This window comes from Myxococcus sp. CA051A, from assembly GCF_013336705.1.
Lineage (GTDB): Bacteria > Myxococcota > Myxococcia > Myxococcales > Myxococcaceae > Myxococcus > Myxococcus llanfairpwllgwyngyllgogerychwyrndrobwllllantysiliogogogochensis.
In genome coordinates this window covers 232573-258443 of record NZ_JABUMS010000009.1, presented here as the reverse complement: position 1 = coordinate 258443, position 25871 = coordinate 232573, and the positions used below count along the sequence as shown (strand labels likewise).

At 68.9% G+C, this 25871-nt stretch carries 19 protein-coding genes; 15 read left to right on the top strand and 4 right to left on the bottom strand.

Going from position 1 to position 25871, the window contains the following annotated elements; all coding sequences use genetic code 11:
- Positions 1–32 precede the first annotated feature (32 nt).
- The 4 genes from HUA74_RS25970 to nadD are packed head-to-tail and all read left to right on the top strand — an operon-like array spanning position 33 to position 3821.
- Complete coding sequence (locus tag HUA74_RS25970) at positions 33–1337, top strand: adenylate/guanylate cyclase domain-containing protein (RefSeq protein WP_174456696.1); 1305 nt, start codon at positions 33–35, stop codon at positions 1335–1337.
- A 39-nt stretch (positions 1338–1376) separates the two neighbouring features.
- Positions 1377–2558, top strand: coding sequence for a DUF1343 domain-containing protein (locus HUA74_RS25965; RefSeq protein WP_174456695.1), 1182 nt, complete (start codon positions 1377–1379; stop codon positions 2556–2558).
- Positions 2559–2574: 16 nt separating this feature from the next.
- Complete coding sequence (locus HUA74_RS25960; protein ID WP_174456694.1) at positions 2575–3246, top strand: hypothetical protein; 672 nt, start codon at positions 2575–2577, stop codon at positions 3244–3246.
- Positions 3247–3260: 14 nt separating this feature from the next.
- Positions 3261–3821 carry a nicotinate (nicotinamide) nucleotide adenylyltransferase gene (gene nadD / locus HUA74_RS25955; RefSeq protein ID WP_174456693.1) on the top strand — a complete coding sequence of 187 codons (561 nt, stop codon included), beginning with the start codon at positions 3261–3263 and terminating at the stop codon, positions 3819–3821.
- 6 nt (positions 3822–3827) lie between these two features.
- Here nadD and HUA74_RS25950 read toward each other — a convergent pair whose 3' ends face one another.
- A complete protein-coding gene (locus HUA74_RS25950) occupies positions 3828–7400 on the bottom strand; it encodes a hypothetical protein (RefSeq protein ID WP_254625254.1) in 3573 nt (1190 codons plus the stop codon).
- Positions 7401–7494: 94 nt separating this feature from the next.
- Between HUA74_RS25950 and HUA74_RS25945 the strand changes: the two genes are divergently transcribed.
- On the top strand, positions 7495–8811 hold the full coding sequence (locus tag HUA74_RS25945; protein WP_174456691.1) for a hypothetical protein: 1317 nt from the start codon (positions 7495–7497) through the stop codon (positions 8809–8811).
- Here HUA74_RS25945 and HUA74_RS25940 read toward each other — a convergent pair.
- Positions 8804–9736 (bottom strand): Rossmann-like and DUF2520 domain-containing protein, encoded by a 933-nt coding sequence (locus HUA74_RS25940; RefSeq protein ID WP_174456690.1) that lies wholly within the window; start codon positions 9734–9736, stop codon positions 8804–8806. The two genes, HUA74_RS25945 and HUA74_RS25940, sit on opposite strands and share 8 nt — an antisense overlap.
- Positions 9733–12303 carry an AAA family ATPase gene (locus HUA74_RS25935; protein WP_174456689.1) on the bottom strand — a complete coding sequence of 857 codons (2571 nt, stop codon included), beginning with the start codon at positions 12301–12303 and terminating at the stop codon, positions 9733–9735. Before HUA74_RS25935 ends, HUA74_RS25940 begins: the two co-directional genes overlap by 4 nt.
- A gap of 232 nt (positions 12304–12535) precedes the next feature.
- Between HUA74_RS25935 and HUA74_RS25930 the strand changes: the two genes are divergently transcribed.
- The 8 genes from HUA74_RS25930 (at position 12536) to HUA74_RS25895 (ending at position 21752) form a co-directional block, all read left to right on the top strand.
- On the top strand, positions 12536–13249 hold the full coding sequence (locus HUA74_RS25930; protein ID WP_141643769.1) for a YIP1 family protein: 714 nt from the start codon (positions 12536–12538) through the stop codon (positions 13247–13249).
- Positions 13246–14586, top strand: a complete 1341-nt coding sequence (locus tag HUA74_RS25925) for a TolC family protein (RefSeq protein ID WP_174456688.1) — start codon at positions 13246–13248, stop codon at positions 14584–14586. The genes HUA74_RS25930 and HUA74_RS25925 overlap by 4 nt, the downstream gene beginning before the upstream one ends.
- The gene (locus HUA74_RS25920; protein WP_141643767.1) at positions 14583–15848 is read left to right on the top strand and encodes an efflux RND transporter periplasmic adaptor subunit; all 1266 of its coding nucleotides are present in this window, start codon (positions 14583–14585) and stop codon (positions 15846–15848) included. The genes HUA74_RS25925 and HUA74_RS25920 overlap by 4 nt, the downstream gene beginning before the upstream one ends.
- Entirely contained in the window at positions 15845–16597 is a 753-nt protein-coding gene (locus HUA74_RS25915) for an ABC transporter ATP-binding protein (protein WP_141643766.1), read from the top strand. Before HUA74_RS25920 ends, HUA74_RS25915 begins: the two co-directional genes overlap by 4 nt.
- A complete protein-coding gene (locus tag HUA74_RS25910; protein WP_141643765.1) occupies positions 16594–17832 on the top strand; it encodes an ABC transporter permease in 1239 nt (412 codons plus the stop codon). The genes HUA74_RS25915 and HUA74_RS25910 overlap by 4 nt, the downstream gene beginning before the upstream one ends.
- Positions 17833–17836: 4 nt before the next feature.
- A complete protein-coding gene (locus HUA74_RS25905) occupies positions 17837–19069 on the top strand; it encodes an ABC transporter permease (RefSeq protein WP_141643764.1) in 1233 nt (410 codons plus the stop codon).
- Positions 19070–19128: 59 nt separating this feature from the next.
- Positions 19129–20133: a cysteine synthase A gene (locus tag HUA74_RS25900; protein ID WP_174456687.1), complete on the top strand. Its 1005-nt coding sequence runs from the start codon at positions 19129–19131 to the stop codon at positions 20131–20133.
- A 197-nt stretch (positions 20134–20330) separates the two neighbouring features.
- Positions 20331–21752 carry an RICIN domain-containing protein gene (locus tag HUA74_RS25895; protein ID WP_174456686.1) on the top strand — a complete coding sequence of 474 codons (1422 nt, stop codon included), beginning with the start codon at positions 20331–20333 and terminating at the stop codon, positions 21750–21752.
- Positions 21753–21761: 9 nt separating this feature from the next.
- On the opposite strand, the gene HUA74_RS25890 is transcribed toward HUA74_RS25895, so the two are convergent.
- Complete coding sequence (locus HUA74_RS25890) at positions 21762–22430, bottom strand: hypothetical protein (protein ID WP_141643761.1); 669 nt, start codon at positions 22428–22430, stop codon at positions 21762–21764.
- 214 nt (positions 22431–22644) lie between these two features.
- Between HUA74_RS25890 and HUA74_RS25885 the strand changes: the two genes are divergently transcribed.
- The gene (locus tag HUA74_RS25885; RefSeq protein WP_141643760.1) at positions 22645–24438 is read left to right on the top strand and encodes a choice-of-anchor X domain-containing protein; all 1794 of its coding nucleotides are present in this window, start codon (positions 22645–22647) and stop codon (positions 24436–24438) included.
- 118 nt (positions 24439–24556) lie between these two features.
- A complete protein-coding gene (locus tag HUA74_RS25880; protein WP_174456685.1) occupies positions 24557–25867 on the top strand; it encodes a hypothetical protein in 1311 nt (436 codons plus the stop codon).
- Positions 25868–25871: the final 4 nt, after the last annotated feature.

Here is a 25871-nt window from a genome sequence, read left to right as displayed (position 1 = left end):
CCCCGGATCGTGGCGCATAGACTGCGCGCGCTTTGAAGACCGCCAACCTCGCCATTGTCTTCACCGACATCAAGGGCTTCACCGAGCGGACCAGTCGGCAGTCGCTGGAGCAGAACCAGCGCCTGCTGCGGGTCCACGGTGCCCTGCTGTCGCCGCTCATCAAGGCGTTTGACGGCCGCATCATCAAGTCCATCGGTGATGCGCTCCTGCTGACGTTCGAGTCACCCACCCAGGCGGTGCTCAGTGGCGTCGCCATCCAGGACCGGCTGTGGCACCACAACCGGGGGGTGCCGGAGTCGGAGCAGCTCCATGTCCGCTTCGCCATCAACGTGGGCGAGGTGCGGCTGGACGGCAACGATGTCTTCGGGGAGCCGGTGAACATCGCCGCGCGCGTGGAGGGGCTGGCCGAGGCGGGTGAGGTGTACTTCACCGAGGCCGTCTACCTGGCGATGAACAAGGCGGAGATTCCCTCGCGGGAGGTGGGCGCCTTCGAGCTCAAGGGCATCCCTGGGAAGATTCGAGTCTTCCAGGTGCCGCGCGCGCCGTACCGCGTGGAGGCGCCCTCCGCGGGCGCCATCGCCGAGGCGCCGGGCACGGAGTCGATGCCGCCCTACGGAAACCTGGGCCTGTCGCGTGTGCCGGAGTCGTCGCTGGAGGGCGGCGCGGTGGATGTGGCGCTGCTGGGGCAGCGGGCGGCGGAGCTGGGACAGCGGGCCGCGGCGGGCGCGGTGGTGCTGGGGCGTCAGGCGTCACATGCCGGCAGGTCGCTCTTCGCGCGGATGCGGGACGGGATGCCTCCGGGCGGAGCGGGAGCGGTGCTGCGGGTGCTGGGCGCGCACCGTCGCACGCTGCTGATCGCCGGAGCGCTGGCGGTGGTGTTGGGGGTGGGCGTGGTGGCCTTCAGCGGCAGCCCGGCGACGCGGGCCATCTCCGAGGTGGAGCGCGCGCCCAAGAGCGAGCGTGAGGCGTTGGCGAAGGAAGCGCGGAAGATCATCGGCGAGGAGAAGGACCAGGGCCGTCGCCTCTACCTCCAGGGCCAACTGGACGAGGCGATGGAGAACCCCCGACGCTCGCTGGACGACTACGCGCGCGCGGTGAGGGTTGGCAATGGCGACGCCGAGAAACGCGTCATCCAGATGCTGTCGCATCCCATGTGCAGCGTTCGCGCGGCGGCGGCGGACGCGGTGCGCTCCCTCAAGCTGCAGAGCGCGCTGGGCGAGCTGGAGGACCTGGCGGAGGATGGGGGTCCGGACGACGGCTCGGGCGGCTTCCTCGGCGTGGGGAAGTGCGACTCGAAGGTGGCCGCGCAGAACGCGCTCAAGAGCTTCAAGGACTGAGGACCGGCCCGCGAGGCCCGTTGCGAGGAAGGAAGCGCCGTGACGAAGGTGAAGACGGGACTGGACGTGTGGGTCGAGCAGGACTTCTCCGCGCTGAAGGGCAAGCGCGTGGGGGCCATCGTCAACCCCACCAGTGTGGACTCGCGCTTCCGCCACCTGGCGGACCTGCTGGCCCAGGCGCCGGGCGTGACGCTGGGCGCGCTGTTCGGCCCGGAGCACGGCGTGCGCGGCGAGGCGCAGTACATGGTGGCCGTGGGCGAGGAGAAGGACCGCCGTACCGGCGTACCCGTCCACAGCCTCTATGGCTCTACGTTCGAGTCGCTGTCCCCGCGCGTCGAGTGGCTCAAGGGCCTGGACGCGCTCGTCTTCGACATCCAGGACGTGGGCAGCCGCTACTACACCTACGTCTACACCATGGCGCTGGCCATGAAGGTGGCCGCCAAGGCGGGTGTGCCCTTCTATGTGCTGGACCGGCCCAATCCCCTCAATGGCCAGGCGATGGAAGGCAACCTGGTGGGGGAGGGGTTTCGTTCCTTCGTGGGCCTGTACGCGCTGCCCAACCGACACGGGATGACGGCAGGGGAGTTGGCCCGGCTGTTCAACGCGCAGGAGGGCTTCGGTTGCGCGCTGACGGTGGTGCCCTGCGAGGGCTGGCGCCGCGAGCACTTCTGGTCAGACACGAACCTGCCGTTCATCTCCCCGTCGCCCAACATGCCCACGCCGGACACGGCGCTGGTGTATCCGGGCATGTGCCTGGGGGAGGGGACCAACGTGTCCGAGGGGCGCGGGACGTGCCGCCCCTTCGAGCAGTTCGGCGCGCCCTGGGTGGACACGGACGCGCTGCTGGCGCGGCTGGCGAAGGAGGACCTTCCGGGCGTGGCCTTCCGCGCCGTGGGCTTCACCCCGACGTTCGACAAGTACCGGGGCGAGTCCTGCAACGGGGCCTTCATCCATGTCACGGACCGGCGGACCTTCCAGTCGCTGCGCACCGGGGTCGCCATCTTCCAGGCCCTGCACGACATTGGCCCGGGGAAGTTCGACTGGCGGGCGGACGCGTACGAGTTCGTCGAGGACGTGCCGGCGTTCGACCTGCTGTGCGGGACGGACCAGGTGCGCCGGGGAATCGAGGCCGGGTGGAGCCTGGAGCGGCTGATGGAGGGATTCTCCACCCAGACGGAGCGCTTCGCCGGACAAAGGGAGCCCTACCTGCTGTACGCTTGAGCGTGGGACTTTCCACGTGATTGGTGTCTTCTCCGACAGCCACGGCGACCTGCAAGCCTTCGACGCGGCCTATGAGCTGCTGCGCTCCCTGGGCGCGCGCCGTTTCCTCTTCACGGGCGCGCGCTACACGGACCTGGACGAGTGGCTGCTCTGGCGGCGGCAGAAGAGCCGGGGCGGCCGGGAGTACTCGGACTCGGACTTCCTGGCGGATGTGAGCCAGTGGCTCGGCAGCCAGGACTCGTTGCCTCGGACGCCCGCGCGCGGTGCGGCGCCCGCGGATGTGGCCTCCGAGGAGAACCGGCGACTGGTCATGGAGCGCTTCGTGCGCGTTCCGGAGCGCGAATCGCTCCAGTATCGAGACCCCACCATCAACAACAAGGCGATGGACCTGCTGGGCGATACGCTGTGCTGCGTGGTGCACGACAAGAACGACCTGACGCGCGAGGACCTGCTGAACGCGATGGTCTTCATCCACGGCAAGGACCCGGAGCCGAAAGTCGTTCAGATTGGCCCGCGCTACTTCCTGACGCCGGGACGACTGGTGGGCGCCGCGGAGCAGACGTGCGCGCTGCTGGAGAAGGCGGACCGCGACTTGCGCTTCTCCGCGTACCGGCTGGACGGGCACGTGGTGTTGGAGCCGCGGGTGCTGGCCCTGGACAAGAAGTCCCCGAAGCTGACCTTGAAGTGACGTGAGGCCCTGACGTGCAGGTCGCGCTCCTTGGAGGCTCGTTCAACCCGCCGCACGTGGGGCATCTGATGGCGGCCTCGTACGTGCACGCGACGCAGGGCGTGGACGAGGTGTGGTTGATGCCGTCCGCGCAACACCCGTTCGGCAAGCAGATGGAAGCGTTCGAGCACCGCGTCGCCATGTGTGACGCCATGTGCCGCGAGACGTCGGGCTGGCTGAAGACGACGCGCATCGAGAGCGAGCCTGGGTTGACGGGCCGCACGGTGGACACGCTCGCGTTGCTGGTGGAGCGCCACCCGAGCGTGCGCTGGTCCCTCATCATCGGCAGCGACATCCTGCGGGATTTGCCTCACTGGAAGGACTTCCACCGCATCCAGGAGATGTCGCGTGTCCTCGTGCTGTACCGCGCGGGCTACCCGGCGCCGGACACGGTGGGACCGCCCCTGGCCGAGGTGTCCTCCACCGTGATTCGCGAGCTGCTGGCGCGGGGCACGGAGCCCACGGACCTGGTGCCGTCCGGGGTGCTGGCGCATGCCCGCGCCGCCGGGCTGTATGGCCTGAGGCGCGGGAAGTAGCAGGGCCTAGAGGCCGATTCCCACCAGGTGCAGGTCTCCCAGCCCATCGTCGTAGCGACGGGCGAACTGGTAGAAGAGGGAGAAGGGCACGGCCTGCCCCATGGTGAACTGGATGGACATGGCCGCGCCAAACGCGCCGTGATTGTCCCGGTTGTCCGTCCGCGCCAGCGTCGCGAAGACATCCATCTCGAAGTTGCGCACGAAGAGCGACGGCAGCAGCCACAGCGTGGACGCCCAGCCGTGGTCGACGATGATGCGATACCGGTACGTCGCGCCGCCAATCAGCGCGTTCCTGGCGCGAATCGTGATGTCCTCGTAGCCGCGCACGTACTCGCTGAACGCGATGCCCGGCTGGAGCTGGAGGGGGAGGCGACTCGTCTCCGTCGAGCGCCGGCTGCTGTACCAGGTCTGGCCAGCGCTGAATCCACCGACTTCGAGCAGCCCTTCGGGTGCACCCGGCAGGTAGCGCCCCACGGCGCTGAGCTGGAGGTTGTCCTTCCCGCCGAAGAAGCCGCCGAAGAAGCCGTCCAGGCCCAGGCGGACGTCGCCCACCGTCGAGTCCAGCGCGAACGCTCCGGGATAGACGGCGCCACTCACGGAGATTCCCAGTCCACGCTGGAGACCACCGTAGGACGTGGCGTCGCCCGCGAAGTACGACATGGAGACCTCGGGTCCAATCAGCCGCGTGACGAGCCGAGGGAACTGGCCGACGGCGTCGTACTCACGATGCAGCGCCAGCACGCCAATCGTCACCGGTGTCGTCCAGAACGTGCGGGACGCGTAGGCCAGGGCCTGGAGGTCGGTGCGCTCGTTCTCGCGCACGCGCGCGACGGAGGCCTGCAAGTACCAGGGGGCGAGCTGCGCGTTGCCGTATGCGAGCGACACGTTGGGCTCTTCGTCCTGCGTGCTATACGAGAAGTTCAGCGCGTACGCGTGGAAGCCGAGCCGGTCCTGGCCCGCGAGCGACAACCCACCGCTGAACAACAAGTCGTCCGAGTCGTCGCTCTCCCTCGCGACCCACAGGTAGGGGAGGCGGAACTCGGGGATGAGGAAGCCCTCCAGCGTCGAGTAGGGCTCATCGGTGAGGACCGTCACGGGCTTGCCTGGGTCGGGTGGTGGCGCGCCGACAGGCGCTTCGAGATCGCCCGTGGTGGACGCGATGGGCTCCACCGGAAGGGCTCCCGCGAGCGGAGGAGCCACTGGAGCGGGTTCCACTGGCGTGTCCGTGGAACCTGGAGGGAAGGGCGTGAAACCTCCGGGGGGCGGCTCGGACGTCGCGGGTCCCTGCGCCTGGGCAGGTGACGAGGTCCCCGCGTCCCGGGTGCTTGCGAGCGTGTCGGGCGATGCTCCCGCATCCGGTCCACCCGAGGCACTGGTTCCAGGGCGAGCCGCGAGCGTTCCTGCATCTGGCGCGCTGGAGGGGGTCGTGCTGGGAGTGGCCGTGAGCGTGTCGCGCGATGCTCCCGCATCGGGGCTCTCGGAAGAGGTCGCTCCAGGAAAGGCCGCGAGTGCTTCGGGCGACATCCCCGCGTTCTGTCCGCCGGGATGCGCCGTGCTGGGGAAGGTCGAAAGCTCCTCGGGCGCGGGCGGCGGAGGCGTTTGCTCCGCGGGAGTCGTGACGGCGGGCGCCGCAGTGAGAGGCGGCGGGCTCATCGGCGACGTGTCCGCCAGGGGTGGCGGAGGAGTCCCGGTGCCGGAGCCAGCGGGCGCGTTCGCGGGAGGCACTCCCGGCTCGGCGCGAAGCGAAGACGCTCCATCGGGAGACGACGTGGGCGCCTGCATTCCGGATGGCAACACCGCCGCGTTCACCCGCTCCGCCATCGCGGACACGGCGGCACGGTCGATGGTGAACGAGGCCCCATCCCTGTTCAGGAAGGCCACTTCACCCGTGCCCATGGGACTTACGTCCATCACCAGGAACGGTGCATCGGTGATTCGCGCCAGCTCCCGCGTGGAGACCGTCATCACATGCGCCTGGAGTCGTCCGGTGTCCTCGCGCAGGAACACGATGCGGTCCGCGTCCAGCCAGCGCGGCGAGTAGTTGAACAGGCCATCCCGCGTCAGCCAACGCAGGCTCCCATCCGCCTCGCGCACGACCAGGTCCCAGCCCTGGTTCCCTTTCAGTGGGAACACCATCCGCGTCCCATCCGGGGACACAGCGGGCGGGCCCAGCGGAGCGCTCGCGTCGAAGTGGGTGAGTTGTTCCTGCTTGCCCGTCTCCAGCTCCAACCGCCTCAGGTTCGCCGTGTCTCCCTCGACGCGGACATAGACATACGCCGCGCCATCTGGCGTGACGCTCCCGCCCATTCCCTTCACGTCATCCCAGACGCGCACCACCTCGCCCGTGTGCGCATCCACGCGCCACAGCTTCGCGTCGTATGCGCCCACCGCGTTCAGGTCCGCCATCACCAGGTAGAGCCACTCCCCGTCCGCGCTGAAGGACATGCCGCTGACCAGCGTCGACGACCCCAGCACCCAGCGGCGGAAGGGCAGCAACTCCACCAACGGCCGCTCGAACCGCACATGTCCATCCGGCTCACGCACCGTCAATCGCGAGTACTGTTCCCGCCCCACGCTCACCAGGGCCGTCACGCCGGTAGACGGATGCGAGGCGAGGCGCGAGAAGTACCCCGCTTCGGGAATCCAGACGCGCTGCGAGTTCGGCCGCTCCCGCACGATGAGCTGCTCACGCAGGTCCTTGGTGTACTCGGCGAACAGCGAGCCGATGTCCTTGCCATAGACACCCTTGAATCGAAGCGTCACGGCGATGGGCGGAATGACGGTGGTGCCCTGGTTGTCCACCAGCTTCCACAGCTTCGCCTCGCCGTACTTCGTGGCCAGGTACTCCACGAAGTGCATGCCCGTGAGGTAGTTGCCGCCGAACGGGTCCAACGCCCGGTTCTCGGGTGACAGGAACCCCGGGTCCATCCGCCCATCCCGGGCCTGCACCACCGAGTCGAACCAGCCCCGCCACACCGGACTGTGCGGACGCCCCGTGTCCTTGCCGAAGCGGCCCTCGTAGTACGTGGCCAGGCCTTCCAGGAACCACGACTCGGTGAAGGTGTTGGGTTGGAACAGGCCACCAGTGAAGTCGTTGAGGAAGCCCCAGAGCCCGTTCGTCTGCTGGAGCTGCACGTAGTGCACGGCCTCGTGGCAGGCCACGTCGCCGATATCCACCTCGCCCAACCCGAAGAGGTGGAACAGCTCCAGCGTCACGTTCGCGGGCACCACCATCTGCTGCGGGATGCTCGCGTAGTCCGGCACCACGTACGCGTTGTTGAAGTCCGCGCTCGTCATGTAGACGAGGACTCGCGCTCGCGGCTCCTTGCGCCAGGTCTGCGCGCGCAACTGCTCCACGCAGCCCTCCAGCCGCGCCGCCATCCGCAGCGCGGGGCCTCGCAACTGCTCCGGGTAGTAGAGCTCCAGTGACGCGGTCGTCAGCTTGCGCATCGGGTCGCGCGCGAACGACGTCTGGATGTCTTGGGGAAAACGAGGTGTGACGAAAGCACACCCCCAGGATGTCAGCAGGAGACAGACGGCTACGGCATGCCAGCGCAGGCGCCAGCGGGAAGCAGGCATGCGGGCCATCCTACTGGCCACAAATCGTAGCCACGAACGCGTTTTTCACGGTAAGGGGAGGCCCACCGCTTCCCTTTCGATTTCGGATTCCTTCATGTCCCAACCGGAACCCCAGGCGCATCCTGTCCCCCAGCATGTCCACCAGGCGCAGCTCCAGGTCGCCGCGGCCCTCGAACAGGCCGAGGGCAAGCCGATCGACCTGGTCAAGGCGCCCTGGGCGGACGTGGAGAAGGCCGTCGCGAAGGTGCTGGGTGGCCCCTTCCAGGTGAACAAGCCCGAGCACCAGACGGTGGCCCTGGGTCTGGCTGGCGCGTTCGCCATGCGCCTCATCGTGGAGCACAACGCGTTCTGGTTCCCCAACCGCGACTCTCCGGAAGGCGCCACGCTGGGCTTTCCCGAGGCCATCATCATGCTGTCGCCCTTTGGCGCGGCGATGGACGCACTGGGTCAAAGCAAGCTGAGCCGGCTGGATGACCTGGCGGCGGACATCCGCCGCTCGCTGGGGCAGGCCCGCTTCGGCACCAACCCGGCCCAGGCCCTGGGCGGTCAGGCGCCGAAGCTGACGCCGGTGGACTACCAGCGCCTGTTCGACCCGGGCTTCCTCCAGTTCGTCGTCGTGGACCCGAAGAAGGCGACGACGACGCTGGAGACCAAGCCGGACGTGCTCGCCCGCGACGTGCGCAACGCGCTGGGTCGTGCGCAGGACCTTCCGGCGGAGGCTCGCCAGCAGTTCGAGGGGCAGATCGTCCAGTCCCTCCAGCGGTTGGATCCGACGAAGACGCTCATCGAGCAGGCCGAGCGCGCCCCGCGTCTGGCCGAGCTGATGGTCCACCTGTTCGCCACGGTGAATGGCACGGGCTCCGCGCCCGAGGACTTCTGGCACGACATCGTCCTGCCGCTGCTCTTCATCGGCGCGCCGACCTCCTTCCCGCCGCTGGATGACGAGGAGGTGGAGCTGTACCGCCAGGGCGCGGATGCGCTGCCCCTGTTCGTGGACGTGGTGCCGCACGCGCACCCCGCTCCGGACGAGGGTCTGCTGGGCGCGTTCGAGATGAGCGACATCGGTCTGCTGCACCCGGGCTTCGCTCGGGTGGGCGCGCTGCGACTCATCCGCATCGACCCCACGCGCATCAAGCCGCTGCTGGCCAGCTTCGACGCTGCCAAGCTCGGCGGCACCATCAAGGCGTTCGGCGAGGCCGTGGCGAAGGCCGCTGGCAAGCCGGTCAACGACACGCCGCAGGGCAAGGAGATGCTCCAGGCCTCGCTCACGCTGCTGTCGGACCTGCAGCGCGGTGTGGCGTCGGGTCAGGGCGAGCTGTGCCTGCGCCGGCTCACCGAGGCGGAGGCCGCTTCCGAGCGGGCGCTCGGCTCCGTGCGCAAGGGCCTTCAGGGCTCGCTGATCATCACCTGAGCCGCTTCTCCAGCGCGGCGCGCGACTCGGGGCGAAGACGCTCCGAGGCCAGCTTCAAGGCGCGCCGCGACAGCAGTCGGTAGATGGGGGTGACGTCGTCGGGGAGCGCCGCGAGATGCGCGGCCACCACGCCCGCGTCACCCCGGACGATGGGCCCGGTGAGGCCTCCCGCGAGGCCCCGGGCTTCCACGCCGCGAAGGGCGGAGCGCATCAGGGGCAGCAGCGCCGGCAGGGCGTCCTTTGGTGGAATGCCCGCGGCACCGAGCGCCGCGACCGCCGCGTCCGCCAGGGCCACCATGAGGCCCGCGCTCATCACCGCACCCGCGTGGTAGGCGGCGCGGTGTCCCTCTGGCACTTCCATGGCGTTCAGTCCCACGTCGACGGCCATGCGACGGAGCACGTCTCTCAGCGCGCGCGAGCGGGTGCTGATGGAGGCGGTATGTCCCGCGAGGGAATCGCGAGCGGAGGACACCGCGCACAGTGGATGGAACGAGCCCAGCGCGCGACCTCGTGGTGGGCCCAGTGCGTCCAGGGAGAGCGCGCCCGCGGTGTGCACGAGGGCGACGGAGCGGGGCAGGGTGGTGGCGAGTGTCTCCGCGACGTGGGGCACCTCCGCGTCCGGGACGCAGAGCAGGACGAGGCGCGCGCGCCTCAAGTCCTCGGGAGTCGCGGGCTTCAGGCCGAGGGCTTCGGTGCGAAGGCGTCCCTCATCGCTCCGCGAGTGCATGCGCACGGGCCATCCCGAGGCGCTCAGCGCGAGGCCCAGCGCACCGCCCAGCCTCCCCGTGCCGACGATGACGAGGGGCGGGCGCGTTTCGCGAGGTGATGCGCGGACGGCACGTTTCCGAGAGGAGCCCGTGCCTGTCCCGGGAGCGGGTTTCCCCGTCCTCTTGCCGCCGCGCGTCCGTGAGACGCGGGGGCTCATCGCACCCGCTGGAACGCGAGCTGACCGGCGAGCAGCGCGACGCGCACCTTGTCGCCCGCGCCGAATTCACCCGAGAGGATGCGCTCGGCGAGCGGTCCTTCCACGAGCCGCTGCACCATCTGCCGCATGGGTCGCGCCCCGAGCTGCGGGTCGAAGCCGCCCGACTTCAACAGGTGGCCCACCACGTCCTGGCCCGCGACGTATTCGATGCCGCGCTCGGTGGACAGCCGCTTGCTGCTCTCCTCCAGCAACAGCGTGGCGATTCGCGCGACCTCTTCCTCCTCCAGCGGACGGAAGGGAAGTCGCTCGTCGATGCGATTCCACAGCTCCGGGGGCAGCGCCTTGCGCGCCGCGGACGCCGCCAGCTCCAGCGCGTTCGTCGTCGCCGAGCCCTCCGAGCCAAAGCCCAGCGGACGACCCGTGCGAGAGAAGGCCTCCGCGCCCAGGTTGGTCGTCATCACGATGACGGTGTTGGAGAAGTCGATGTGCCGACCCTTGCCGTCCGTCAGCCGTCCCTCTTCCAGCACCTGGAGCAACAGCATCTGCACTTCGCGGTGCGCCTTCTCGATTTCGTCCAGCACCACGATGGACGAAGGGCGCCGACGCACCGGCTCGGTGAGCTGGCCACCTTCGCCGAAGCCCACGTAGCCCGCGGGAGAGCCGATGAGGCGCGAAACCCCATGCGCCTCCGACATCTCGCTCATGTCCAGCCGCACCAGCGCGTCGCGATTGCCGAACAGCACCTCCGCCAGCCCGCGCGCCATCTCCGTCTTGCCCACGCCCGTGGGGCCCAGGAAGAGGAAGCTGCCCATGGGCCGCCGCGAAGCGAAGCCCGCGTAGTTGCGGCGGATGACCCGCGCGATGCGCGCAATCGCCTCTTCATGCCCGATGACCCGCTCGCTCAGGTCCTGCTCCAGCCGCAGCAGGCGCGACGAGTCGTTCATCAACAGCCGCTCCTCCGGCACGCCCGCGAGCTTCGCCACCACCCGCGCCACGTCCGAGACCTCCACCACGTCCCGCCCCTCGCGGTGGCACCGGCTGCCCGCCAGGTCCACCACGGAGATGGCCTTGTCCGGCATGAACCGGTCCGTCACGTACCGACTGGCCAGCGACGCGGCGGCCTCCAGGGCCTCCGGCCGGTAGCGCAGCGCGTGGTGCTCCTCGTAGCGACCGATGATGCCGCGCAGGATCTCCACCGTGTCCGGCACCGACGGCTCGTGCACCACGACGGGCGTGAAGCGCCGCTCCAGCGCCGGGTCCGCGCTGATGAACTTGCGGTACTCGTCGTGCGTCGTGGCGCCGATGCAGGGGAACTCGCCCCGCGCCATGGCCGTCTTCAGCTCGTTGGCCGCGTCCTGCGGGCCGTCGCCCGTGGAGCCCGCGCCCACCAGCGTGTGAATCTCGTCGATGAAGACCATCACGCGGCCTTCCGCGCGGCGGACCTCTTCCTTCAGCGTGTTGAGCTTCTCGGAGAAGGAGCCCCGCAGCTGCGTGCCCGCGACCAGCGAGGCCATGTCCAGTTCAACGACCACCTTCTCCGCCAGGCTCCCGCGCAAGCTCAACAGCCGCTGCGCCACGCCCTCCACCACCGCCGTCTTCCCCACGCCGGCTTCACCCAGCAAGCACGGGTTGTTGGTGCGGCGCTTGCCCAGGACGTCGATGACCTCTTCGATTTCCCGCGCGCGGCCCACCACTGGATCCAACCGACCCTCGCGGGCCAGTTGGCTCAGGTTGCGGCCCAGCGACGTCAACATCGGAAACGCCTTGGGGTCCAACGCCAGCGAGGTGCCTCGGGCCGCCGGAGCAGCGGGCGCGGGCGTCGGCGCGGGGCGCGACACTGGCGCGGCGGCGAGGGGCGTCGAAGCCGGCGGCGGCACCGCGCGGGCCACCGCGGCGGGCGCGGCGGGGGGAGGAGCGGCCTTGGGCGGGGGCGCTGCCTGGGCCTCGTCGTCGTCCACGTCGATGAGGTCCCTCGGAGAGAGGGCGGGAGTGGTGACGCGTGGCGGCGGAGGCGGCAGCGGGGGAAGTGCCGGGGGCGCGCTCGGCAGCGAGCGCGGCAGGCTCACCGCCACGGCGGAAGCGGGCAGGGGAGACGGAGGTGCACCGAGCGGCCGGCTGGGGGCGGGGCGCGCGCCCAGGACGTGCGTGCGACCGGGCTGGAGCTTGCGAGGCATCCGCCCACTCACGAAGTAGGACACCGCCGTGGTCCGCAGGGTCGCCAGATCCAACCCCGTCTGCACCAGCAGCTCTTGCGCGACGCAGCGCACCCGAGTCACCGCGATGAGCAGGTGCAGGCAGTCGGCCTCCTGCGAGCCGCAGCTCGTGGCGATTTCCCGGGCTTTCTCCCGCAGCTCGCGAACCTGTCCGTCCGTCTCCGCCGGGGCCGCGGTGAGCAGGTGGAGGAGGGCATCCTCGTCCACGCCCCGCTCCTTCAGCAGGAGCTGCGCCCGGTTCTCCACCGTGAAGAGCGCCAACAGCACGTGGGCCGAAGTAATCTTCTGGGCCACGCTCCGGGCGATGTCATTCGCTTCTTGGAGGACCTGGGCCAGATCCGTGCTTTCGACCATTCGAGCTCCGGCAAGCGTGCAGCCGAGCGGAATACACCCTCTCGATCCCGACGGCAAAATTTCCGCAACAGGTTGCTACAGGTCTGCGGAATCCTTGAGGTAGAAAGCCGCGCAACCTTCCATGAGGATGGAATTCGGTTGGCCGGCTGCCCGTTCACCGCCGCGATTTTTCGACTGGCCGAGCAATTGCCTGAGGGGGAGCGCCGTACATCCCTCCGAGACCACTCACTCTATGACCTCACTCGTCCAACCCGTGCGCGTCTTCATCGACCCTGTCGAGGGAACGCCCGCCGCCGTCGAAGCCCGCCGTTGGGTCTGGCCCCTGCTCATCCTCGCGCTTTGTGTGTCCGCCTCCGGGACGCTGTTTTCCCTTCGCTGGGACGCGACCCCGGATGTCATCCGTGAACTCCAGGCGTCCGGGGAGATGGCGACCATCTCCGAGGCCGACCTGACCGACAAGATCCAGACGACGACCCGCAAGGCGCTCGTCGGAGGCATCGCCAAGGGCGTCTTCGTGATGCCGATGGTGGCGCTGCTGCTGGCCGCCATCCTCTGGGTGGTGTCCTGGCTGTTTGATCGCCCCGCCCACTTCGAGCAGCTGATGTCCGTGGCGGCGCTGGCGCTGTTGCCCATCGCGCTGTACCACGCGGTCCTCACGCTCTGCATCGCCGCTCAGCACACGCTCAGCGTCGCTCGCGTCGCGCAGTTGGTGCCGTCGCACCTGGGCGCGTTCCTGGGGACCCTCAGCCCGAAGATGGCGCGCGTTGCGTCCACCGTGGACTTCTTCAACCTCTGGAGCACGGGCCTGTTGGGCCTGGGCTTCGCCGCCGCCACCGGTATGCCCCGCGGCCGCGCGCTGATCCTGGCACTGGTGCTCTACGTGATGTTCGCGGGGGTGTTGATGGTGGGCCTTCCCGGAGCGGAGATGGCGGGAGGTGGCCGATGAACGCGCTCCTCGTCGCCGTGCTGCTCACCGCCGCTCCCGCGCCCACGCGCCTCACCCTGGACGAGGTCCGCACCCAGGGCCGCCAGAGCACCACCGCGCTCCAGGCGCTGCTCGACCTGGACATCGCCAGTGAAGACGTGCGCGTGACGCGCTCGGCGCTCCTGCCGCAGCTCTCCGTCAACGCGTCGGTCGGCAAGAACTGGTTCGGTCGCCGCAAGTCCTTCAACCTGGTGCCGGACCCGAACAACCCGGGCGAGTTCGTGCAGATCCCCGTCGAGTCGAAGCCGACCAGCACGGGCGACTACGACCTGGGCTTCATCCTCAATCAGGTCATCTACGACAGGGCGCGCTGGAAGCAGCTGGAGCAGAGCGGCGTGCTGCGCGATGCGCAGACGAGCCAGGCGCAGGAAGAGGCGGACACCTCCGAGCTGGAGGCCATCCGGCGGTTCTTCACGCTCTTCCGCTCCCAGGCCACCCGCCAGGTGCTGGAGGCCACCGTCAAGCGCAGCGAGGAGCAGCTGGACCGCGCGCGCTCCCTGTTCCAGGCCGGACGCGTGGGCAAGGTCGAGGAGATCTCCGCGCTGGTGAACCTGGGCAATGACCGCATCACCTTCGTCCAGTCCCTCACCACGTTGGTGACGGACCAGACGCAGCTGGCCGTGTGGTTGACCCGTCCCGGAACCGAGCCCCTGGAGGCGGTGGATCCGGGCGTGCTCACCTCGGAGCCCGCGCCCGCGCCCACCATCGAGCAGGCCATCGACTCGGCCCGCGAGCGGCGCCCGCTGCTCAAGGCGCTCCAGCTTCAGGTGCGCTCGGCGGAGCTGCAGCGCTCCATCGCCCGCGCGGACTATCTGCCCGTGCTGTCGGCCCGTGGCCTCTACACCCGCCAGGGCCCGGACGCGGAGCAGGTCTTCACCGAGCCTCGCCTGCAGAACAACTTCCTGGGCAGCATCAACCTCGAGTGGAACGTCTTCAACGGGTTCATCACCCCCGCCCAGACGCGGCGCGCCGAGGCCAGCATCCGCAAGGCGCAGCTCACGCTGGCGCAGTCGGCCCGGGAGATCGAGGGCCAGGTGCGCGCCGCCCACCAGTCGCTGGAGGCGCAGATGGTCGCCGCCCGGCTGTCCGCCGAGAACAAGGAGGCCGCCTTCCAGGGCCTCCGGCTGGCGGAGGAGCGCTTCAAGGCCGGTGCGGGCTCCACGCTGGAAGTCCGCGATGCCCAGCTGAACCTCACGCAAGCGGAGCTGAGCTTGTTGGAAAACAGGATTGATGTCGAAATCGCCCGCTTCAGTTTGTTGCGGGCCATGGGCGCCCTGAGCCCGGGAGAGACGAAATGAAGTGGTGGAAGGGTGCGATTGCCGGTGCGCTGTTCCTGGGTGCCGCTGCCATCACGGCTGGAGGACTGAAGGAGCGTCCGCCACCGTCCCAGGAAGTGCAGATCGCCAAGGCTCGCAAGGGCACCATCACCCGCACCATCACCGGTGCGGGAAAGGTGCAGGCTGCGACCACGGTGAAGATCTCCTCCAGCCTCTCCGGAGACCTGGTGGAACTGCTCGTCAAGGATGGCGAGCCGGTGAAGAAGGGCCAGGTGCTCGGGCGCATCGACAAGCGCATCTACGAGGCCGCGATGAAGCAGGCGATGGCGTCGCAGAACGCCGCGCGCGCCGACTCCCAGGTGGCGGAGGTGGAGGTCAGCCGCACCACGTCGGAGCTGGGACGGGTGGAGGGCCTGGTGACCAAGGGCCTGGCGTCCGGCGCGGAGCTGGACATCGCGAAGGCGAGCAAGAACACGGCGGAGGCGCGGCTCGCGTCCGCCCGCCAGCAGCTGGCGCGCAACATCGCCATCGTCGAGCAGGCGCAGGCGGACCTGTCGAGGACGACGCTGTCGTCGCCCATCGACGGCAACGTCATCGAGCTGTCGCGCGAGGTGGGTGAGCGCGTGCGTGGCTCGGAGTTGGCCGAGGACGTGGTGATGACCATCGCCGCGCTGAGCGCCATGGAGGTGAAGTTCGAGGTGGGGGAGCACGAGGTCGTGCACCTGAAGCCGGGCCAGCCCGCGGACGTGACGCTGGACGCGCTGGAGGGGCAGACGTTCCAGGGCTCGGTGGTGGAGATCGCCCAGAAGGCGCTCATCAAGAACCCGGGCACGGAGGCGGAAGTGACGAGCTTCCCCGTCACGGTGGCGCTGGACATGCGGCCGCCGGGCGTGCTGCCGGGCATGAGCGCGGAGGCTCGCATCTCCGCGGAGACGCACGATGACGTCATCCTGGTGCCCATCCAGGCGGTGACGGTGCGCGCGGAGCGCTCGCTGCCGGACTTCAAGGAGTCGGTGGAGGGCGGCGCGCTGAAGGCCAAGCGCACCGAGACGCTCGCCAAGGTGGTGTTCGTGGTGGACGCGGCGAACAAGGCGCAGGTGCGGCGGGTGCAGACGGGCATCGCCTCCGACACGGAGCTGGAGATCCTCTCCGGGCTGAGCGATGGGGACCGCGTGGTGGAAGGGCCCTACCGCACGCTGTCGAAGGAGCTGAACCACGGGGACAATGTCCAGGCGCCCGAACCGGGCGAGGGTCCTGGCGCGAAGGGCGGTCAGAAGTCGTGAGTGACGGCAGCGGCGCCGGCACAGGCCGGCTCATCCAGGTGGACGACATCACCCGCGTCTTCCATGTCGGTGGCGAGGAGGTGCGCGCGCTGCGAGGCGTCACCTTCGGCATCAGCCGAGGGGAGTGGGTGGCCATCATCGGCCAGTCCGGTTCTGGCAAGAGCACGATGATGAACGTGCTGGGCTGCCTGGATACGCCCACCAGCGGCCGCTACATGCTCAACGGCAAGGACGTGTCGCGCATGAGCGACGACGAGCTCGCCGTCATCCGCAACGTGGAGATCGGCTTCATCTTCCAGACGTTCCAGCTGCTGCCGAAGGAGACGGCGCTGGCGAACGTGGAGCTGCCCCTGGTGTACCGGGGCATGGCGGCCAAGGAGCGGCGGGAGCGGGCGAAGGCGGCGCTGGACAAGGTTCAGCTCACGCACCGCATGCACCACCGACCCAACGAGCTGTCGGGTGGTCAGCGTCAGCGCGTGGCCATTGCCCGCGCGCTGGTGTCTGAGCCCTCCATGCTCCTGGCGGACGAGCCCACGGGCAACCTGGACTCGGCCACGGGCGAGGAGATCGTCCGGCTGTTCGAGCAGCTCCACCAGGCGGGCCACACGCTGGTGCTCGTCACGCACGAGCCCAAGCTGGCGGCGCGCTGCCCCCGGGCCATCCGCCTGAGCGACGGAGAGATTGTCGCCGACGGTCCCGGGCGTGAAGTGGCCATGGGCGTCGCCGGCCCGATGGTGGCAGGCGTATGAAGAACGCGACGAGCCTGCGGGTGGACGTCCTGGAGGGGGCGCGCATCGCCGTGTTCTCCCTGCGCGCCAACCGCCTGCGCACGGTGCTGACGACGCTGGGCATCGGCATCGGCGTGGCCACGCTGCTGGCCATCGTCGGCATCATCCAGGGGCTCAACACGTCCTTCCACCGACAGCTCGCGAGCTTCGGCGCCAACACGCTCTACGTCTCCAAGTTCCCGTGGATGATCAAGGGCGATTGGTGGAAGTACCGCAATCGCAAGAACTTCACCCTGGAGCAGCTGCCCCGGCTGCGCGCCATGGCGCCGTTCATCACCGCGATGTCCCCGTCCGTCTCGCGGCTGTCGGACGTGTCGTACGGCGGCGAGCAGATGTCGTCGGTGCGCATCCAGGGCGTCAACCACGAGTACCTGGGCATCGCGGGCTTCGACATCACCGGGGGCCGCTTCATCACGGAGTCGGATGAAGAGGTGACGCGTCCGGTGGCGGTGCTGGGCGCGGACGTGGCGGAGCGGCTGTTCCCCGGCATCAGCCCGGTGGGACGGAGCATCCGCGTGGACAACCGCTCCTTCCAGGTGGTGGGAACGCTCAGTCGGAAGGGGAAGGTGGTCAACGAGAGCATGGACCTGCTCGTGCTCATCCCCTTCAAGACGTTCTACAGCAACTTCGGCAAGGGCCGGCCGTTCGAGATCGCCATGGCGGTGGCGGACGCGTCCCAGGTGCGCATGGCGGAGGACCAGCTCATCGGCATCCTGCGGCGCCTGCGCGGCACGGAGCCGGGTCAGCCCGACGACTTCAACATCAACAAGCCGGAGGCGATGGCGCAGACCTACGCGCAGCTGACCGGCGCGCTGTACGGCGTGGCGGTGGGCGTGGGGCTCATCACCTTGTTGGTGGGCGGCATCGGCATCATGAACATCATGCTGGTGTCGGTGCGCGAGCGGACGCGGGAGATTGGCGTGCGGCGCGCGCTGGGAGCGCGCAAGCGCACCATCGTCGTCCAGTTCCTCATGGAGGCGGCCAGCGTGTCCGCGGTGGGAGGCCTGCTGGGAACGACGGTGGGATTGGGCACCGCCAAGGTGGTGTCGCTGATAACGCCCCTGGCGGCGGACGTGCAGACGTCCACGGTGCTCGGCGGGGTGTTCTTCGCCGCGCTGGTGGGCCTGCTGTTCGGCATCTGGCCGGCGGCGCGCGCGGCGAACCTGGACCCCGTGGAAGCCCTTCGGTACGAGTGAGTCGATGCGAGCCTTCCTGGACAATCTGCGGCTGGCCCTGGGGACCTTCCTGGGCAACCCGCTGCGCTCCCTGCTGACGCTGTTGGGCATCGTCATCGGCGTGGCCACGGTCATCACGATGATGGGCCTCATCGAGGGCCTGCGCACCAAGGTGAACCGCGACCTGGGCCGGCTGGGGGCGCACACCTTCCAGCTCACCAAGTGGCCCGCGGGCGGCTTCGGCCGCTTCAACTGGGCGAAGTTCGCCAAGCGCCCGGACATGGGCCTGGAGGACGTGCGCGCCATCGAGATGTTCTGTCCGTCGGTGGGCGTGGTGGCCCCGTCGGACGACCAGGGCGGGCAGAAGGTGTCGACGGTGAGCGCGGAGACGCGGCCGTCGGTGCGCATCATCGGCGCGTCCACGACGTACCCGATGACGAGCGGCGTCTCGGTGCAGTCCGGCCGCTACTTCAACGAAGTGGAGGGCATGGACGGCCGCAACGTGGTGCTGCTGGGCGTGGACGTGGCGGACCTGCTCTTCCCCGGCATCGACCCGGTGGGCTTCGAGGTGCGCATCCAGAACCGGCCGTTCCGGGTGATTGGCGTGCTCCAGCGGCGCGGCAGCTTCCTGGGCATGGTGAGCATGGACAACCAGGCCCTCATCCCCCTGCGCGTGTTCCAGCAGCTCTACGGCAAGGAGCGCTCGCTGGACATCGACATCCAGGCGAAGGACCCGAGCCTGTTCCGCAAGGCGCAGGACGAGGTGACGACGCTGATGAGGCGTCGGCGCAACGTGGACCCGGACCAGCCCAACGACTTCGAAATCCACACCAACGAGTCGGTGACGGCGTCCTTCAACCAGCTCTCCCAGGTCATCACCATCGCCGGCATCGGCGTGTGCCTGCTGTCGCTGGTGGTGGGCGGCATCGGCATCCTGAACATCATGCTGGTGTCGGTGATGGAGCGGACGCGGGAGATTGGCGTGCGCAAGGCGCTGGGGGCCAAGCGGCGGCGCATCCTCGGGCAGTTCGCCACGGAGGCCGTGCTGCTGGCGCTCTTTGGCGGAGGCCTGGGCGTGGGCCTGGGCTTCGGGCTCGTCTTCCTGGGCGACTGGATGGTGGGTTTCCCCATGTCCGTGCCGCCCTGGGCGGTGGGCCTGGCCCTGTCGATGAGCTGCGGGGTAGGGCTGCTGTTCGGAATCTACCCGGCCGCCCGCGCCGCGAAGCTGGACCCCGTCGAGGCGATGCGCAACGAGTAGTGGGCGGGCCCGGTCCGTCGTCGGTTGCCTCCCTCCCCGGACTCCATTAGGGGAGGGGGATGGCGCCACGCATCGGCTCGCTGTGGGACTCGGTGGGAAACACTCCGCTGCTTCGCATTGGTTCTCTCAGCCGCATCACCGGCTGCGAGATTCTGGGCAAGGCGGAGTTCATGAACCCTGGCGGCAGCATCAAGGACCGCGCCGCCAAGGGGATGATTCGCCGCGCGGAGGAGGAGGGACTTCTCCATCCGGGCGGCACCATCGTCGAGGGCACCGCGGGCAACACCGGCATCGGCCTGGGGCTCCTGGGCCGCGAGCGCGGCTACCGCGTCGTCGTGACGATGCCGGACAACCAGGCGCGCGAGAAGTACGAGCTGCTGGAGGCCATGGGCGTGGAGGTCCGCAAGGTGCCGCCCGTGCCCTTCGCCAACCCCGGACACTTCTTCCACCAGGCGCGCGCGCTGTCCGAGCAGCACGGCTGGTTCTGGGCCAACCAGTTCGAGAACACGGCCAACGGCGACTTCCACTACGAGACGACGGGGCCCGAAATCTGGGAGCAGTGCGAGGGCCGCGTGGACGTGCTCGTCGTCTCCGTGGGCAGCGGCGGGACGATGTCCGGCGTCAGCCGTTTCCTCAAGGAGAAGAACCCCGCGCTGCGCGTGGTGCTCGTGGATCCGCCGGGCTCCGGCCTCTACTGCTTCGTGCGCGACGGGAAGCTGGAGTCGTCGGGCTCCTCCATCACCGAGGGCATCGGCATCATGCGGCTCACCGCCAACTTCAAGGCCGCGCGCGTGGACGAGGCGATGCGCCTGGGGGACGAGGACATGCTCGACACGCTCTACCACCTGGCCCGCGAGGACGCGCTCGTGGTGGGCACGTCGGCCGCTCTCAACGTGCGCGCCGCGTATGAGATTGCCCGCCAGCACCCCGGCTCGGGCCTGCGCATCGTGACGTTCCTGTGCGACCACGGCAGCCGCTACGCCTCCAAGGTCTTCAACACGGAGTTCCTCGCCTCGAAGCAGCTCCGGGTGAAGCCGCTGCCCGTCAACCTCGCCGCGCGTTGAGCGGCGCCCGTCCAGCCCGCGCCGAAAATGCGGACCCCGGCGCAAGCGCGTTCAGGGTCCTCTCAACTGTCCGACAGGACTGGATAGTCTTTCTTCGTTTTCTGGAAAAACTGTTGTTGCGGGTTTAGGGCGACGCTACAGGTGCGCGACCCATCCGTCCCCATGTCGGGGGCGGGGGCTCACCTCATGGAGTCCGCATGTCGCGCATGGTGTTGCCGTTGAGAGCCCTGGTGGTGCAAGCCGCGCTGGCGGCCGTGGTGCTGGCCTGTTCCGGGCCGCCGGACGCCGCCTCTTCCGGAGAAGAGCCGCTGGGCCGGCAAGAGGGCGCGGCGCTGGCGACCCGCGTCGTCGGCTACTTCCCGACGTGGGCGGGCGACGTCAACACCATCCCCTACGACAGGCTTACGCACATCAACTACGCCTTCGTGGTGCCCACCGCGCAGGGTGGGCTCACGGGGCCGAGCGGGACGGACGCGCGGCTTCGCTCGCTCGTCACGGCGGCGCACGCGCGAGGCGTGAAGGTGCTCATCGCCGTGGGCGGGTGGAACGACGGCAATGACAGTGGCTTCGAGTCGCTCGCGGCGAACGCGGGCACTCGCACGGCCTTCGTGAACAACCTGGTCAACTACGTCAACGCGGCGGGGCTGGACGGCGTGGACATCGACTGGGAGTACCCGGACCCGGGCGCCTCCGCGCAGAACTACGCGGCGCTCATCCGGGAGCTGGGCGCGGCGATGCGCTCGCGCGGCAAGCTGCTCACGGCCGCGGTGGTGGCCAACGGCTACTACGGCGAGGGCATCCCCACCTCGACGTTCGCCGACTTCGACTTCCTCAACATCATGGCGTACGACGGCGGGCAGCCGCATTCGACGTACGACTACGCCGTCCAGTCGCTCAACTACTGGAAGGGGCGGGGCCTGCCGGCGTCGAAGGCCGTGCTGGGCGTGCCGTTCTACGGGCGCTCGCCGTCGTCGTATGTCGGCTACGCGGACCTCGTCGCGCGCGACTCGCAGGCGCCGTACAAGGACAACGTGGGCGACGTCTATTACAACGGCATTGCCACCATCCAGGCGAAGACGCGGCTGGGGCTCCAGCAGGGCGGCGGGGTGATGATCTGGGAGCTGACCCAGGACACGCGCAATGACACGTCGCTGCTGCTCGCCATCTTCAACGCCGCGCAGGGCGGCGGTGGCGCCACCCGCTACCGCATCGTCAACAAGTCCTCCGGCCGCTGCCTGGACATCAACGGTCCCAGCACCGCGGACGGCGCGACGATTCACCAGTGGGCGTGCCACACGGGCGCCAGCCAGCAGTGGGTGCTGGAGCCCACCGACAGCGGCTACGTCCGCATCGTGTCCCAGTACAGCGGCAAGGTGCTGGACGTGCGCGACGTGAGCACCGCGGATGGCGCGGGGCTCCAGCAGTGGACCTGGTCCAACGGTGGAAACCAGCAGTTCCGCACGGTGGCGACCTCCGGCGGGTTCCATCGCATCGAGGCCCGACACAGCGGCAAGGTGCTGGATGTCACCAGCTGCGGGACGAGCGCCAACGGCACCGTCATCCAGCAGTGGACCTGGTCCAACAACGACTGCCAGCAGTTCCGGTTGGAGGCCCAGTAACGAGGGGCCTCAGTGCGGTGCCGAGAAGCGCCCGGTCTCCAGCGACGCCGCGCCCGGGCGCGTCTTGCGGAACACGTAGTAGTCGGCGGGCCGGGCCCAGTGGGAGCCGCCCGCGTCGTCGAGCGCGGCGGGGCCCCGGGGCGGTAGCTTTGGGACCAGGTACGCGGCGAGTTCCTGGTCGCTGAAGGTGTACTTCCCCCGCAGCTCCTTCACCACGGCGACCAGCTCCAGGTTCTCTTCGGCCGCGGCCTCCGCCGCGTCGCCGTGGTGGTCGTTCGTCACCAGCAGCCCGCCGACCTTCAGGTACTTGCCGCAGGCGCGGGAGATTCCTCCGGCATACAGCGCCAGCAGCAGGTCGAAGCTCTCCTCGAGCGCGGGGATGGGCTGCAGGTAGTCCTGCGAGACGAAGCGCACGTGGGCCTTCTGGGCGTACTGCTGCCGGGAGGAGATCTTCCGCAGCACGCCGTCCTTGTTGGCGAAGAAGCCCTGCGCCAGGTCGTTCCGGTCCACGTAGACGACGTGCTGGAAGAAGAACGACGGGGTGATGTGCACGAAGCACCCCGGGTACAGCACGGTGTCCACGGCAACGAACCGCTCGCGGAGCAGCTCGAAGAGGCCCGCGCGCTCGAGCTGATGATCAACCACGAAGCCCTGGTAGATCTCCTCGACTCTCTCCATTTCCTGGATTTGAGCCGGTTTCTGGGCTGCCGTACAACTTTGGACCCTCTCGGGAAAGGAGAGGCGCTGTAGCGCGGAAAGTCACAGTCCGAGTGACGGTTGTTGCCTCAAGAGACACATCCCCCTGGTGTGTGTGGGCTTCTCTCGGGGTGCTGGTCCTGGCCTGCGGGGTGCACTTGGAGGGGTCGCCGTAAATCCCCTGGAGGCGACATCCATGAAGAAGTGGTCCCCGAAGAAGGCCCTGGGCCTGAAGTGGGCTGGGTCCGGTGTGCTCGCAATCGCATTGTGCATGACGGGTTGTGGTGGAGAGGCGCTGGAGAGCCCGGCTCCCCTGGAGGAGCGGCCCCAGGCGGCGGTGGCCGAGCCGACGCCCACCAACAAGCCCGCGCCCATCATCCAGTCGCTCGACGTGGTGGCGCAGGACGACGTCCTGGGCACCGCGACCCGCAGCCTGGTCCGAGTGCGGCTCGCCCAGAGTCAGCAAGGCCTCTTCACGGAGGTCCCCGTGGTGTCCGATACGGGCAAGCCCGTGGTGCTGAGAGATCAAGGCACGGAGGGTGACGAGCAGGCCGGAGATGGTGTGTTCTCCGGCTTCGCCGAGGTCGACCTCGAGCTGCACCGCAAGACGCAGGACCGCATCACCGCGGCGCAGAACCGGCAGCCCAACGAGCCGCTGACGTTCGCCGTCTTCAACAACCGCGAGCTGGTGGAGGAGCGCCGGGTGGTGGCTCTCTCATCGGACGTCTTCCGTCCGCGCGTCCCCATCCCCGTGACGCCCGTGGGCCTGCTCGCCGACGTCAGGCCGGCCAAATCCCTCATCATCACCCATCCGAACGTCATCAACGACCCGACGCGGACGTATGACCCGTGCTCGAACTCTGGCAACCCGAACGGGGTGTGGACGTTCAACCACCTGATGACGGAGATGGCGAGCACGTTCGTGACGCCGTCGGCCCTCACCGAGCAGTGGTTGCTGCAGTGGAACGCGAACCAGACGCTCAACGGGTGGACCGTCCCGGCGCGCACGCAGGTGGTGCCGCGCATCCTGAACCCGTGGCCGAAGATCGCCGGCACGCTCGACATGACGAAGTCGGCGTTCAAGCTGGTGGCCATCTTCAACCGGTTGGACCTGGGCAAGGGCAATGGCCCGGTGGGCTACGGCGGCTCCAGCGGTGGCGGTGAGCTGCGCTTCGTCTTCGCCGCGGTGGACAAGAGCGCGGGCTGCGTCATCCGGCCGCTGCTGGTCATCTTCGAGTACGGCGTGCCCATCTCCGGCTGCCTCAACGTGAAGAGCTGGGCGCAGCAGTGGATGCAGCTGTCGAACCCGCTGATGGTGCTGGGCAGCCCGGCCTACAACGCGGCGCTGCAGGCGCTCACGGAGCAGGTCGTCGTCGCCGGCGCGGCGCCCACCAAGCCCAACGGCAACGCCATCAACCAGATTCGCACCAACGACTTCATGCTCGCCTCGCCCTGGGAGCTGCGGGAGTTCCACCTGTTCGACACGGGCGCGACGCCGAACTTCCTGTCGGAGACCACGGTGGCGTTGACGCCGGGAGACGCGCGCAACAACACCACCATCTTCCGCGACTTCGTGAACACCAACCAGGCGGCCATCCTCGCCAACACCTACGGCGTGCCGGCCACCTTCGCGAGCGTGAACTTCCTGGGCGCCAACCCGCGCGTCCCAACGCCGTCCAGCACGTTCTGGCGGGCCACCGGCATCGTGAACAACACCGCGCGGCACAAGTTCTCGTTCAACACGTGCAACGGCTGTCACGCGCGTGAGACGAACACGCCCTTCACGCACATTGGCGAGACGGGCGCGCTGTCGGCCTTCCTCTCCACGGGCATGGTGAACCCGCTCACGCCCTTCAACGTGGCGGACCCGGTGGACGGCACGGTGCGCAGCTTCTTCGAGATTCGGGACCGCGCGCAGCACCTGGACTCCACCGCGAACCAGTCCTGCCTCACCCGCGCGTTCGACGTGCGCAACCTCGCGGTGCACTGATGTGAAACCCGGGCCCGGGGGGAATCTCCCCGGGCTTGCACAAATTCCGCACGAACATTCCTCATGAAGCGCACAGGCTGGCCATCCGGGTTGCACACCGGGGGGCCAGTCTGGGCCCATGAACATCCCTGTTTCCGCGCCGCGTCCGCAGCGGACGTCCGACGGCCCCATCCGTAGGGCCTTCCGCTGGCTCGTCGCCCACCACGTCTTCGGCAGTCTCTTCATCGTCATCTTCGCCACGGCGGTGATCGCCGGCCAGGTGGCGGACCGGGCGGACTTCGCCAACTCGGAGCTGGCGGCGGGCGTGGAGGACCGGTGGGGTGCTCCCGTCGTCCAACCCGCGCCCTCGCTGCGCTTCGTGCACAGCGGCACCATCTTCACCGAGCTGAAGCCGCTGGCCTTCGACCGTCAGCACGTGGAGGTGCTGGCGAAGATGAACTACCGCAAGCGCGGCCTGCGCTACTTCTCCGGCTTCGACTTCAACCTGGGCGCGGAGTACGCGGTGGTCAACCGCGAGGGCCACGACATCGACGTGGCGTTCATCTTCCCCATGGAGATGGACAAGTCGCAGGTGCTGCTGTCGGAGCTCCAGTTCCTCGTGGATGGCCAGGAGGCCAGCCTGGACCTGGGTGATTCCGGCAACCGGCTGGTGTGGACGGGACGCATCGCGAAGGGCGCCACGGCCCGCTTCGTCATCCGCTACCGCGCCCGAGGGCTCGACTCCTTCATCTACAAGTTGGACCCGGCGCTCTCCGCGCGCGACGTCCGCCTGCACTTCGCCGTGGAGGGGGGCGACAACTACGACTATCCGGGGGGCGTGCTGTCCGCCTCGTCCGTGCAGACGGGCAGCGACACGGTGACGCTGGACTGGGCCTTCCAGTCGCTGGAGTCCGGCGTCAACCTGGGCGTCATCCTGCCCTCGGAGAAGACGTTCGACTCCATGGTGTCCCGCATGGCGAGCCGCGCGTGGGTGCCGTTCCTCGCCCTGGTGGCGCTGCTCGCGGCGCTGGGCATGCGGCACAAGCGACAGCTCGCGCTGCATGAGGCGTATCTGCTGGCCGCCGTGTACGGCTTCTTCTTCGTGCTCCTCGCGTACCTGGCCGCCTTCATGAACTTCTATGGGGCCTACGTCCTCAGCGCGCTGGGACTGGGCGCGGCGGTGGTGGCCTATGCCCGCTGGCTGTTCCCCAAGGAGCGCATGGCGGTGCTCGCGGGCCTCTGGGCGGCCACGCTGCTGGTGCCCACCGGCGCAGTCATCCTGGAGGGCTACACCGGCCTCATCTACACGCTGGAGATTCTCGCCGGCCTGCTCGGACTGATGGTCCTCTCCACCCGCGCCAGCGTGCGGGCCTTCCTCTCCGACTTGTCCCAGCCCGGCGCCGCCCCTCGCGAGGCCGCCGCCACCCCTGTCACCCCGGAAGCGAGCTGAGCCC